Source organism: Streptomyces sp. NBC_01384, assembly GCF_045040035.1.
Classification (GTDB): Bacteria; Actinomycetota; Actinomycetes; order Streptomycetales; family Streptomycetaceae; genus Streptomyces.
The window spans coordinates 2,724,746-2,737,677 of sequence record NZ_CP109559.1; the positions used below are offsets into that span (position 1 = coordinate 2,724,746).

10 protein-coding genes are annotated in these 12,932 nt (G+C 69.5%); 4 read left to right on the forward strand and 6 right to left on the reverse strand.

Going from position 1 to position 12,932, the window contains the following annotated elements; genetic code table 11:
* Positions 1–76: 76 nt before the first annotated feature.
* Positions 77–1,438: a type I glutamate--ammonia ligase gene (gene glnA / locus OG747_RS12295; protein WP_405879356.1), complete on the reverse strand. Its 1,362-nt coding sequence runs from the start codon at positions 1,436–1,438 to the stop codon at positions 77–79.
* 328 nt (positions 1,439–1,766) lie between these two features.
* Between glnA and OG747_RS12300 the strand changes: the two genes are divergently transcribed.
* Positions 1,767–2,951 (forward strand): globin domain-containing protein, encoded by a 1,185-nt coding sequence (locus OG747_RS12300; RefSeq protein WP_405879357.1) that lies wholly within the window; start codon positions 1,767–1,769, stop codon positions 2,949–2,951.
* Between the two features lie 109 nt (positions 2,952–3,060).
* Here OG747_RS12300 and OG747_RS12305 read toward each other — a convergent pair whose 3' ends face one another.
* Positions 3,061–3,522, reverse strand: coding sequence for an RrF2 family transcriptional regulator (locus OG747_RS12305; protein WP_405879358.1), 462 nt, complete (start codon positions 3,520–3,522; stop codon positions 3,061–3,063).
* 170 nt (positions 3,523–3,692) lie between these two features.
* Here OG747_RS12305 and OG747_RS12310 point away from each other — a divergent pair, with 170 nt between their 5' ends.
* The 3 genes from OG747_RS12310 to OG747_RS12320 all read left to right on the forward strand — a co-directional run bounded on the left by OG747_RS12310 (position 3,693) and on the right by OG747_RS12320 (position 7,443).
* Complete coding sequence (locus OG747_RS12310) at positions 3,693–4,361, forward strand: DUF3105 domain-containing protein (RefSeq protein ID WP_405879359.1); 669 nt, start codon at positions 3,693–3,695, stop codon at positions 4,359–4,361.
* Positions 4,362–4,366: 5 nt separating this feature from the next.
* On the forward strand, positions 4,367–4,999 hold the full coding sequence (locus tag OG747_RS12315) for a DUF305 domain-containing protein (protein ID WP_405885518.1): 633 nt from the start codon (positions 4,367–4,369) through the stop codon (positions 4,997–4,999).
* Positions 5,000–5,532: 533 nt separating this feature from the next.
* A complete protein-coding gene (locus OG747_RS12320) occupies positions 5,533–7,443 on the forward strand; it encodes a protease pro-enzyme activation domain-containing protein (RefSeq protein WP_405879360.1) in 1,911 nt (636 codons plus the stop codon).
* A 61-nt stretch (positions 7,444–7,504) separates the two neighbouring features.
* Here the strand turns inward: OG747_RS12320 and OG747_RS12325 are convergent, their stop codons facing one another.
* The 4 genes from OG747_RS12325 to OG747_RS12340 all read right to left on the reverse strand — a co-directional run bounded on the left by OG747_RS12325 (position 7,505) and on the right by OG747_RS12340 (position 12,911).
* Complete coding sequence (locus OG747_RS12325; RefSeq protein ID WP_405879361.1) at positions 7,505–9,259, reverse strand: NAD+ synthase; 1,755 nt, start codon at positions 9,257–9,259, stop codon at positions 7,505–7,507.
* 353 nt (positions 9,260–9,612) lie between these two features.
* Positions 9,613–10,836, reverse strand: coding sequence for an MFS transporter (locus OG747_RS12330; RefSeq protein WP_405879362.1), 1,224 nt, complete (start codon positions 10,834–10,836; stop codon positions 9,613–9,615).
* Positions 10,837–10,989: 153 nt separating this feature from the next.
* A complete protein-coding gene (locus tag OG747_RS12335; protein WP_405879363.1) occupies positions 10,990–12,048 on the reverse strand; it encodes an endonuclease/exonuclease/phosphatase family protein in 1,059 nt (352 codons plus the stop codon).
* Between the two features lie 242 nt (positions 12,049–12,290).
* Positions 12,291–12,911 carry a TetR/AcrR family transcriptional regulator gene (locus tag OG747_RS12340; protein ID WP_405879364.1) on the reverse strand — a complete coding sequence of 207 codons (621 nt, stop codon included), beginning with the start codon at positions 12,909–12,911 and terminating at the stop codon, positions 12,291–12,293.
* Positions 12,912–12,932: the final 21 nt, after the last annotated feature.

The window sequence follows — 12,932 nt, forward strand, 5'->3', positions numbered from 1 at the left end:
AGACGCCGCAGGGCCGACGGTTCGCGACCGTCGGCCCTGCGTGTCGTTCCAGCGGGAACCCCGCTCTGACCAGCGCCTACAGCACCGGCAGGTTCTTCCGCAGCTCGAAGGCCGTGACCTCGCTGCGGTACTCCTCCCACTCCTGCTTCTTGTTGCGCAGGAAGAAGTCGAAGACGTGTTCGCCGAGGGTCTCGGCGACCAGTTCGCTGCGCTGCATGAGGGTGAGGGCCTCGCCGAGGTTCTGGGGCAGGGGCTCGATGCCCATGGCACGGCGCTCGGCGTCGGAGAGGGCCCAGACGTCGTCGTCGGCGCCCGGCGGGAGCTCGTAACCCTCCTCGATGCCCTTCAGGCCGGAGGCGAGGAGCAGGGCGTACGCCAGGTACGGGTTCGCGCCCGAGTCGATCGAGCGGACCTCGACGCGCGCGGAGCCGGTCTTGCCGGGCTTGTACATCGGGACGCGGACGAGGGCGGAGCGGTTGTTGTGGCCCCAGCAGATGTACGAGGGGGCCTCGCCGCCGGCGCCCGCGGTGCGCTCCGAGCCGCCCCAGATGCGCTTGTAGGAGTTGACCCACTGGTTGGTGACGGCGGAGATCTCCGCCGCGTGCTTCAGCAGGCCCGCGATGAAGGAGCGGCCGACCTTGGAGAGCTGGTACTCCGAGCCGGACTCGTAGAAGGCGTTGCGGTCGCCCTCGAAGAGGGAGAGGTGCGTGTGCATGCCGGAGCCGGGGTGCTCGGAGAAGGGCTTGGGCATGAACGTCGCCTGGACACCCTGTTCCAGCGCGACCTGCTTCATGACCAGGCGGAACGTCATGATGTTGTCGGCCGTGGAGAGCGCGTCGGCGTAGCGCAGGTCGATCTCCTGCTGGCCGGGGGCGCCCTCGTGGTGGGAGAACTCGACCGAGATGCCCATCGATTCCAGCATGGTGATCGCCTGGCGGCGGAAGTCCATGCCGACGTTCTGCGGCGTGTGGTCGAAGTAGCCGGAGTTGTCGGCCGGGGTCGGGCGCGAGCCGTCCAGCGGGCGGTCCTTCAGCAGGAAGAACTCGATCTCCGGGTGGGTGTAGAAGGTGAAGCCCAGGTCGGAGGTCTTCGCGAGGGCGCGCTTGAGGACATAGCGCGGGTCCGCGAAGGACGGGGAGCCGTCCGGCATCAGGATGTCGCAGAACATGCGGGCCGTGCCGGGGGCCTCCGCACGCCACGGCAGCACCTGGAACGTCGACGGGTCCGGTTTGGCGATCATGTCGGACTCGTACACACGGGCGAAGCCCTCGATGGCCGAGCCGTCGAAGCCGATGCCCTCGTCGAAGGCCTGTTCCAGCTCGGCCGGGGCCACGGCCACCGACTTGAGGAAGCCGAGTACGTCCGTGAACCACAGGCGTACGAACCGGATGTCCCGCTCCTCCAGTGTCCGGAGCACGAACTCCTGCTGCTTGTCCATCTTCCGCTTCCACCCATCCTTGCTGGTCAGGCCGCCTGCTCCCACGCCTCGGGGACGGTCGGGGCACCTGAGCATCCCACCACAACACCATTTCATGCGCGTTGCGCACCATGATCGCCCGTGCGACCACGGGCTGAACGCCTCGCGTACGGCAGGTGTCCTGCTCTGGTGCCCATACTGCCTGCTCATCCGCCTCCCTGTAATGGCCGACCCCCACACTCTCTCCCTGCGATCTTTAATTTGCATCTTAGATGCAAGTTTTATTACCGTGCGGGGCAGACACGGGAGCCGCGACCTCCGTTCCCGCCTCGGCATTTAAGGAGTCCTGATGCTGTCCGAGCAGTCCACCGCCACCGTGCGGGCCACCCTCCCCACGATCGGCGCGGCCATCGGCGAGATCGCCGAGCGCTTCTACGCGAGGCTCTTCGCCGCCCACCCGGAACTACTGCGCGGCCTCTTCAACCGCGCCAACCAGGCCTCGGGCACCCAGCGCCAGGCCCTCGCCGGATCAATCGCCGCCTTCGCCACCCAGCTCGTCGAGCGGCCGGACGAGCGCCCCGACGTGCTGCTCAACCGCATCGCGCACAAGCACGCCTCCCTGGGGATCGCACCCGAGCAGTACGAGATCGTCCACAAGCACCTCTTCGCGGCCATCGTCGAGGTCCTCGGCGACGCGGTCACTCCCGAGGTCGCGGCGGCCTGGGACGAGGTCTACTGGCTGATGGCGAACGCCCTCATCGCCATCGAGCGGCGGCTGTACGCGCAGCACAGCGGCAGCGGTGGGTGGCGGGCCTGGGAGGTCGTGGAGCGCGTCGAGGAGACCGCCGACGTCGCCACCTTCCGGCTGCGCCCGGCCGACGGCGACCCGCTGCCGGACTTCAGGGCGGGCCAGTACGTGTCGGTCCGCGTCGAGCTGCCGGACGGCGCCCGCCAGATACGCCAGTACAGCCTCTCCAGCGCCCCCGGCTCCCCCGTACGACAGATCAGCGTCAAGCGGGTGTACGACGCCGCGAACCCCGACGGCGAGGTCTCGAACCACCTCCACGCGCACGCGCACGCCGGCAGCACGCTCGAGGTCTCCGCGCCGTACGGCGATCTGGTGCTCGACGACACGGACACCCCGGTGCTCCTCGCCTCCGCCGGCATCGGCGTCACCCCGATGATCTCCATGCTGGAGCAGCTCACCCTCACCGGACACGGCGCCCCTGTCACGGTCGTCCACGCCGACCGCTCCCCCGCCGACCACGCACTGCGCGCCGAGCACGAGGGGTACGCGGCGAAGCTCGCGGACGCGGAGGTCCACTTCTGGTACGAGCGGGACTCCGAGGGCGCCGGTCACGCCGGACGCGCGGACCTCTCCTCGGTGGCCGTCGCGTCGGGCACGCGCGCGTACCTGTGCGGTCCGCTGCCCTTCATGCGCGCGGTGCGCGGCCAGCTCATCGACAAGGGGGTGGCGCCCGCCGACATCCACTACGAGGTGTTCGGGCCCGACCTCTGGCTCGCGCAGAGCTGAGGCGAATGCCACATGACGGACGACAGATGACGGACGACTGATAACAGTCGCCTGACGACAGGCGCCGGATGACAGGCGCCGGACTTCCGACGGCAGATTTCGTCAGGTGTCAGCCTTCATCGGATGTCAGAGCCGCGGCCGGCCTGCCGGAGATACCCAGCAGCAGCGGCCCCGTCGGCGCGGCGACGACATCCGCCACGGTCAGCGGGTCCAGCGAGGCGAAGAACGCCTCCTGGGCCCGCCGCAACGCCCCCCGCAGTCGGCACGCGCTGAGGAGCGGGCAGGGCACCGTCCCCTCGCAGTCGACCACATCACCGTCGCCCTCGAAGGTCCGGACGATCGCACCGACCGAGGCCGTACGCCCCTCCTCGGTGAGGGCGAGGCCGCCGCCCCGGCCGCGGCGGGCCGCGAGCAGTCCGAGGTGTTGGAGCTCGGCGACGACCTTCGCGGCATGCGTGTAGGGGACCCCCATGTCCGCCGCGACCTCGCGGGTCGTGGGGGACGACTCGCCCGCGACGGCGAGCCGCATCAGGACGCGCAGGGCCAGGTCGGTGGAGCGCAGCAGCCTCATAGCGACAGGGTAGTTAATACGCATCTGCGGCTCAAATTATCTATACGAGGTTGCGTCACGGGGCGTCTGCTTTGGACATTCCGTGACCTCGCCGCGTACTGGCCACCCCTTTCCCATTACGATCAGTAGACCCGACCGCCCCATCCCCCATTCCCCCATAAGGACTCGCCATGGGTTCCGCCAAGAACACCAGCTCCGCGCAGCGCAAGGCGCGCATAGAAGAGATGCGCAAGGCCGAGCGTTCCCGTGAGCGTCGCAGCCGGATCCTCACGATCACGGCCAGCACGGTCGTGGTCGTCGGTCTCGTCGTCGGCGGCGTCGTCCTGATCAAGTCGCAGTCCGACGACAGCGGTACCTCGGCGAGCGACTCGAAGGGCGGCTTGGGGCACTTCGTCACGGGCAAGGACGGCGTGAAGACGTGGTCGGGGACCCTGTCCCGCAACCATGTCACCAAGACCGTGAAGTACCCGATGGAGCCCCCGGTCGGCGGCAACCACAACCCGGTGTGGATGAACTGCAACGGCGACGTCTACACCAAAGCGGTCAACAACATGAACGCCGTGCACTCGCTGGAGCACGGCGCGGTGTGGGTGACGTACAACAGCAAGGCCTCGGACGCCGATGTGAAGGCGCTCGCGGACAAGGTCAAGAAGACCCCGTACACCCTGATGAGCCCGGTCGAGGACCAGAAGGACCCGATCATGCTGAGCGCGTGGGGCAAGCAGCGCACGGTGACGAGCGCGAGCGACCCGAACGTCGACAAGTTCTTCTCGGAGTTCGTGCAGGGCAAGCAGACGCCCGAGCCGGGCGCCGCGTGCACCAACGGTCTGTCGCAGTGAGCCAGATGCGACAGGTGGGCTGGATCGCGGGGACCACGGCGGCGGTGCTCGTCGCCGCCGGGGCGATCACGTACGCGGTCGCCGAGAGCGACGGCTCGGGGGCCTCGGGGACGAAGGTGCCGTCCGCCGACTCCGCGGACGCGGGGTTCGCGCGGGACATGGCGGTCCATCATCAGCAGGCCGTCGAGATGTCGTACATCGTGCGCGATCGCACGGACAACGTAGAGGTACGGCGGCTCGCGTACGACATCGCGCAGACGCAGGCCAATCAGCGCGGCATGCTGCTGGGCTGGCTCGACCTGTGGGAGCTGCCGAAGGTGTCCTCGGACGCGCCCATGACCTGGATGGGCATGGGTGACATGACCTCCGGCAAGGACGGCGCGCTGATGCCCGGCATGGCGACCAACACCGAGCTGAAGAAGCTGAACACGCTGAGCGGCAAGCAGGCGGAGATCTTCTACCTGCAGTTGATGACCGACCATCACAAGGGCGGCATCCACATGGCCGAGGGCTGCGTCGCCAAGTGCACGGTCGGCGTGGAGAAGAAACTCGCGCAGGGCATGGTCGACGCGCAGCAGTCGGAGATCAAGCTGATGGCGGACATGATGAAGGAGCGGGGCGCGAAGGCGCGCGACTAGGACGGGTGTGGACGCGTAGGAACGGGACCGGGGCGCCGAGCCCCGGCCCCGTCCGCCTCCCGTCCCCTCTTCGTCCTTCCCGTCCCCATCCTGTTCCGCCTCCGCCTTCCCCTCCGCCTTCCCCTCCCCCTCCTGCTCCTCCGCCGCCGGATGGTCAACTACGCCAGTCCGAGCCGCACTTCGGCATGCCCGCGCCCATACGACGGCCCGCGACGGACTCGTCGATGTCGCGATGCGCTCACGGAAGTCGGGACCCCTTTACAAGGGGCCGAGGGATATCCCTATGACCTGAGGCGAGGGTCCTCCATACCGCCCCAAATGCCCGTCAATCACGGCCACTTGATGTTTCCTTGACCTTCTCATTCCCCTGGCATGAACAGTTCATCGCCAGAGTGACCCCAGCGTGATCCATTCCCTGTGCCCTCAATTCCGGCACACGGTCTCGTGCATCACGGACGACCACACATGCGACGAACCGCATCGCAGGGGGTTTTATGAGATCCAATCGCGCCGTAGTGCGCGCCGGGGTGAGCATGGCAGCGACACTGCCGCTGCTCGCCGGTGCGCTGGCGCTCGGTATACCCACGGCCAACGCCGCGGACGGTCCCAGCCGGGACACCCTCACGGGCACCAAGCCCGCGTGGGCCACGGCGAAGGCGGACAAGGGGGCCGCGTCCGACAGCTCCCAGGTCTCCGCCCGGGTCTACCTGGCCGGCCGGAACGCCGCCGGTCTGGCCGCGTACGCCAAGGCCGTGTCCGACCCGACCTCGGCCTCGTACGGCAAGTACCTCAGCGCCAAGCAGACGCAGGCGCACTTCGGCGCCACCAAGGCCCAGGTCGCCGCGGTGACCTCGTGGCTGAAGTCGGCGGGCCTGAAGGTCACCGGCACCACGCAGCACTACGTCTCCGTCACCGGTGACGTGGCCGCCGCCGAGAAGGCGTTCGGCACTCAGCTGCGCAACTACGCCAAGGGCAACAAGACCTACCGCGCGCCGTCGAAGACGGCCTCCGCGCCGGCCGCCCTGAACGGCGCCGTCCTGACCGTCACCGGCCTGGACAACGCCCCGCACAAGGCGACGCACGACGACACGCTGCCGCCCCCGGACGCGGTGTTCAAGAACTCCGGGCCGTTCTCCTCGTACTTCGGCTCGAACATCGCGAGCACCCTGCCGGACGCGTACGGCTCGAAGATCCCGTACGCGATCCAGGGCTACACGGGCAAGCAGCTGCGCGCCGCCTACGGAGCGGGCAAGCGCACCGGCAAGGGGGTGCGGGTCGCCATCACCGACGCGTACGCCTCGCCGACCATCGCGTTCGACGCGGCCACCTACGCCAAGAACCACGGTGACGCGGCGTACAACAGCAGCCAGCTGCGTCAGGTGCTGCCCGGCACCTTCACGCAGACCGATGCGTGCAAGGCGGCCGGCTGGTACGGCGAGGAGACCCTCGACGTCGAGGCCGTGCACGCCGTCGCGCCGGATGCGAGCATCACGTACGTGGGTGCCGCGTCCTGCCTCGACAACGATCTGCTCGACTCGCTGAACAAGGTCGTCGACAACCATCTGGCCGACATCGTCTCCAACTCCTGGGGCGACATCGAGGCCAACCAGACGCCGGACCTCGCGGCCGCCTACGACCAGGTGTTCCAGTTCGGCGCGGTCGAGGGCATCGGCTTCTACTTCTCCTCCGGCGACAACGGTGACGAGGTCGCCAACACCAAGACGAAGCAGGTCGACACCCCGGCCAACTCGGCATGGGTGACGGCGGTCGGCGGTACGTCGCTGGCGGTCGGCAAGGGTGACACCTACCAGTTCGAGACCGGCTGGGGCACGGAGAAGGCCGCTCTGGCGGCCGACGGCAAGAGCTGGACCGGCTTCCCGGGCGCGTTCACCTCGGGCGCGGGCGGCGGCACCAGCAAGACCGTGGCGCAGCCCTTCTACCAGAAGGGTGTCGTGCCCGACGCGCTCGCCAAGGCCAATGGCACGACGGCCATGCGCACCGTGCCGGACATCGCGGCGGTCGCCGACCCCAACACCGGTTTCAAGGTCGGCCAGACGCAGACCTTCCCGGACGGGTCCCAGCAGTACAGCGAGTACCGGATCGGCGGCACCTCGCTCGCCGCGCCGGTGATCGCGGCGGTCCAGGCCCTGGCCCAGGAGGCGCGCGGCGGCAAGGCGATCGGTTTCGCCAACCCGTCGATCTACGCGAAGTACGGCTCCAAGGCGTACCACGACGTGACGGACACCCCCACGGGCTCCGAACTCGCCGTGGCGCGCGTGGACTTCGCCAACGCCTTCGACGCGTCGGGCGGTCTGGTCACCTCCGTCCGCAGCCTCGGCAAGGACAGCTCGCTGACGGCCGTACGCGGCTACGACGACGTCACCGGAGTGGGCACGCCCGCCGCCGGCTACGTCGAGTCGTACCGCTCGTTCCACGGTCACTGACGGTCTCCCGTCACCACTGCGCCCGCCCCTCGTCGAGGGGCGGGCGTCGGTGTTTTTGGCGTCAGGCGTGTTCGCGCCACCGGTTCGTGATCGGAAGCCGCCGGTCCTTGCCGAAGCCCTTGGCGGAGATCTTGGTGCCCGGCGGGTACTGCCGCCGCTTGTACTCCGCCGTGTCGACCATGCGCAGCGTCTTCACCACCAGCTCCCGCTCGAACCCTGCCGCGACAATCCCGTCCGCCCCCTCGTCCCGGTCCACATACCGTTCGAGGATCGCGTCCAGCACGGGATAGTCGGGGAGGGAGTCCGTGTCGACCTGGTCGGGACGGAGCTCCGCACTCGGCGGCTTCGTGATCGAGTTCTCGGGGATCGGCGGGGTCTGCCCCCGCTCCGCCGCCGCCCGGTTCCGCCACTCCGCCAGCCGGAAGATCGACGTCTTGTACACGTCCTTGATGGGCCCGTACGCGCCCACCGAGTCCCCGTACAGCGTCGAATACCCCACCGCCAGCTCGGACTTGTTCCCCGGCGCGAGCACGATGTGGCCCTCCTGGTTGGAGACGGCCATCAGCATCGTGCCCCGCAGGCGCGACTGGAGGTTCTCCTCGGCGAGCCCGGTCAGGCCCAGCGACGACATATAGGCGTCGAACATCGGCTCGATCGGCACGGTCCGGAAGTTCAGCCCCGTACGCCGCGCCAGCTCCGCCGCGTCGCCCTTGGAGTGGTCGGAGGAGTACTTCGAAGGCATCGAGACCCCGTACACGTTCTGCGCGCCCAGCGCGTCGCACGCGATCGCGGCGACCAGCGCCGAGTCGATACCGCCGGAGAGTCCGATCAGCACGGACCGGAACCCGTTCTTCGCGACGTACGCCCGCAGGCCCACGACCAGCGCCGAGTAGACCTCCTCGTCGTCGTCGAGCCGCTCCGCGTACCCTCCGGCGAGCTCCGCCTCGTACACGGGCAGCGGTTCCTCCGACAGCACCAGCCGCTCGATCCGCAGCCCGTCGTCGACCACACCGGTCACCGGCTCGGCGGCGCCCGCCGGCAGCTCCAGGTCCAGTACGACGCACCCCTCCGCGAACTGCGGCGCCCGCGCGACGACCTCCCCGTCCTGGTCGACCACGATGGAGTCGCCGTCGAAGACGAGCTCGTCCTGCCCGCCGATCATGGCGAGGTAGGCGGTGGTGCAGCCGGCCTCCTGGGCCCGCTTGCGGACCAGTTCGAGGCGGGTGTCGTCCTTGTCGCGCTCGTACGGGGAGGCGTTGATGGAAAGCAGCAGCCCGGCCCCGGCGGACCGGGCGGCCGGCACGCGCCCGCCGTCCTGCCAGAGGTCCTCGCAGATGGCGAGGGCCACATCGATGCCGTGCACCCGCACGACCGGCATGGTGTCACCGGGCACGAAGTAGCGGAACTCGTCGAACACTCCGTAGTTCGGGAGGTGGTGCTTGGCGAAGGTCAGCGCCACCCGGCCCCCGTGCAGCACGGCGGCGGCGTTCTGCGGCGCGCCGGCCGGCTGGCCGTACTTCGGCTGGGCGGTCTCGGACCGGTCGAGGTAGCCGACGATCACCGGCAGTTCCCCGAAGCCCTCGTCGGCCAGCCGCGCGGCCAGCGCCCGCAGCGCCGTGCGCGAGGCCTCGACGAAGGACGAGCGCAGGGCCAGGTCCTCGACGGGATACCCGGTCAGCACCATCTCGGGGAACGCCACCAGATGCGCTCCCTGCTCGGCGGAGTGCCGGGTCCAACGGACGATCGCCTCGGCGTTGGAGGCGAGATCGCCGACGGTCGAGTCGATCTGATTCAGGGCGAGGCGTAGTTGAGGCACGGGCCCAGTGTAATCGTCAGAGCGACACAATGGGGTGTGGGGCGCCCCACGTGGACGGGGTGCCCCACGCTCGTGAAATCGGCGAACGCCGGGGGCTCCGCCCGGACCCCCGTTCCTTCGACCGCGGGGCGGTGGGGCTGGTCGCGCCCACGCGGCGGAGCCGCGTATGTCACAGCCCCGCGCCCCTGAAGACCCAGTCCGGCCGGTGCCCCGAGGGCCACGGTGTATGGCCTGGAGAATGTGACACTTGCGCGTCGAGTGTCACATTCCCGCGGCCGCCCCCCCCTGCCGGAGCGGATGCGCCGACAGCGTCGTGGCTGGGGCGGAACAACCCCGCACCGCCCCCGGCGGAGTCAGCTGTGTGCATGCTCCGGGTGCGGCGGTACATGGGTGGCGATCAAGCGGCCCGGGGTTCCCGCGGGGACCACGGCGCGGCGGCGGTCCACGGCGTACGCCGTCGCGGCGACCGCGAGGCCGAGGACGGCGAGCAACGAACCGGCCAGCGCGGGCGACGTCGCACCGAAGCCCGCGGCCAGCGCGAGGCCCCCGATCCAGGCACCCCCCGCGTTCGCGAGGTTGAAGGCGGCCTGGTTGGCGGAGGAGGCCAGGGACGGGGCCGCGGAGGCCTTCTCCATGACCATCAGCTGGAGGGGTGAGCCGGTGATGAAGGCGGCCGTGCCGAGGAGGGTGACCGCGACGGCCGCGCTCCACTGGGCGCTCATGAGGACGGGGAAGAGCGCCAGGACGGCGACGAGGGACACGAGGCCGCCGAAGAGGGTGCCGCGCAGGGAGTGGTCCGCGAGGCGCCCGCCGACCAGGTTGCCCACGGTCGCACCGACGCCGAACAGCGCCAGCAGCAGGGTCACGCTGGAGTCGGCGTACCCGGCGGAGTCCGTGAGCATCGGCGTGATGTAGCTGTACGCGGAGAACAGGGCACCGAAGCCCGCCACGGTCGTACCGAGGGCCAGCCAGACGGGGAGGGAGCGCAGCGCGGCCAGTTCGCCGCGCAGGCCGCCCGTCGGGGCGTGCGCGTGGTCGTGCGGGATGAGGAGCGCGAGCGAGGCTATCGCCGCCAGGCCGATCACGCTGACACCCAGGAAGGTCGCCCGCCAGCCGAAGTGCTGGCCGATGAACGTGGCGACCGGCACACCCGCGATGTTAGCGACCGTCAGGCCGAGGAACATCAGCGAGACGGAGCGCGCCTTGCGCTCGGGGGCGACCAGGTTGGTGGCGACGACGGCGCCGACGCCGAAGAAGGCGCCGTGCGGCAGGCCGCTGAGGAAGCGGGCGGCGAGCAGCCAGTGGTAGTCGGGGGCGAAGGCGGAGAGCGCGTTGCCCGCCACGAAGAGCCCCATCAGGGCGATCAGGACCTTGCGGCGGGACATCCGGGCGGTGGCCGCGGCGAGCAGCGGGGCGCCGATCACCACGCCGAGCGCGTACGCGGAGACCAGGTGTCCCGCGCTGGGGATGGATATGTGCAGGTCGTCCGCGACGTCGGGCAGCAGGCCCATCATCACGAACTCGGTGGTGCCGATGCCGAAGGCGCCCACGGCGAGGGCGAGCAGGGCCAGGGGCATGAGGGGCCTTTCAGTGGAGCGGAGGGCAAGAGGATGACGACGAAGACGAAGAGGGGCAGGCGCACGCACGGATGCGCCCGTGCACTCCGGTGTGCACGGGCTCCGTAAGTTCAGCTATGGAACAAAGTCTCTCAGGGTCAGTATTCCAGGGGGTTAAGATCCGGTTGCCGTGACCTTGACGCGGGCGGCGATCGGGAGGTGGTCGCTGCCGGTCCTGGGCAGGGTCCACGAGGTCACCGGCTCGACGCCCTTGACCATGATCTGGTCGATCCGGGCCATCGGGAACGACGCCGGCCAGCTGAACCCGTAGCCGCTGCCCGCCGCGCCCTGCGTGGAGCGCATCTGGGAGGTGACGGCGTTCAGCGCGCGGTCGTTCATGGTGCCGTTGAGGTCGCCGAGCAGGATGACCTTCTTCAGTGTCTCGTCGGCGATGGCCTCGCCCAGCGCGTCGGCGCTCCGGTCGCGCTGACGGGCGGTGAACCCGGCCTCCAGCTTCACCCGCACCGAGGGCAGGTGGGCGACGTACACCGCGACCTGGCCGTCCGGCGTCGTCACCGTGGCGCGCATCGCGCGCGTCCAGCCCAACTTGATGTCCACGGGCTTGGCCGCGGTCAGCGGGTACTTGCTCCACAGCCCGACGGTGCCCTGCACCGAGTGGTACTTGTACGTCGTGGCGAGCGCCTTCTCGTACGTCGGGACCTGCGCGGCCTTCATCTCCTCCAGGGCCACCACGTCCGCACCGGACACGGCCACGTCGCGGGCGGTGCCGGACGGGTCCGGGTTCTCCGCGTTGACGTTGTGCGTGGCGACGGTCAGGTCGCCACCGCTGCCGGTCTTGTCGGTGAGCAGTCCACCGAAGAGGTTCAGCCAGACGATCGCGGGCAGCAGCACGGCGATCAGGGCGGTCGCGGACCTGCGCACGAGGCCGAGGACCAGCAGCACCGGGACGAGCAGGCCCAGCCAGGGCAGGAACGTCTCGGTGAGGCTGCCGAGGTTGCCGATCCTGTTCGGGATCTGCGCGTGCAGCAGCATCACCAGGGCGAGGATCAGCGCGAGCACGGCGAGGATCAGACCGCGGCGCCAGATGCCGCGGTCGCCGCGCCAGGTGTCTCTCAGGCGACGGAGCTTGTCCAGCAGGCGCTGAAGCCGGAAACCTCGGTGCTCGGGCCCCGAGCCGCCGCTGCCCGTCTCCGTCTTGTACGCCTGCGCCATACCGTCGCCTCACAACCTGCCGTGCACACCGTCAGCCCCTGCGGTTACGACCCTAGGGGATGATCGGCGTCGTTCCTGCCGTCCCATGACGGCCGTACAGGCACGAGGACGAACAACTCGGCGTTCGGAGTTCCGAATACGGGGTGGAGCGCGCCCGCTGTGACGAAACGCGCACATTCGACCCGCCGGTCGACCAAGTGAACTGGAGCCCGAACAAGTGAACTACGCCGCACCTCGGTGAGCTACCGCCCGGCCGGACGCAGTCCCTCGAGCACCGTGTCGACTATCTGCTCCGCGAGATCCTCGGGAAGTTCGGCGTCCGGGCGCAGGATGGCGCGTACCAGCATGGGGCCGACGAAGAGGTCGTTGAGGAGTTCGATGTCGACGTCGTCGCGGATTTCACCGTTCCGCTGTCCGCGGCGCAGGACTTCGAAGGTGGTCAGGCGCCGCGGTTCGATGACGGTCGCGTGGTACGCGGTCCAGACCTTGGGGCTGCTCTTCATCTGGGCGTAGACGCTGTGCAGGATCGCCGAGGAGCGGCTGGCCAGGCCCCGTCGGCGCAGCGGTTCCAGAAGGGCGATCAGATCGGCGCGCATCGAGGTGCCGGGGAGTTCCGGGTCCGGGGGCTCGGCGGCGCGCAGGACGTCGACGAAGAGTTCCTCCTTGCCGCTCCAGCGGCGGTAGATGGTCGCCTTGCCGACACCCGCGGTGCGGGCCACGCGTTCGATGGAGATCTCCGCGAGGGGGACGCCGTCCTCCAGGAGTTTCATCACGCCCTCGATGATGGAGCGTTCCACGGCCTCACTGCGGGGGCGCCCCCGGGGGGAACCCTCTTGCCTGGCTCGGCTGTCCGCGAGGCTCACGTGTCGCTCCGTTCCTTGTCC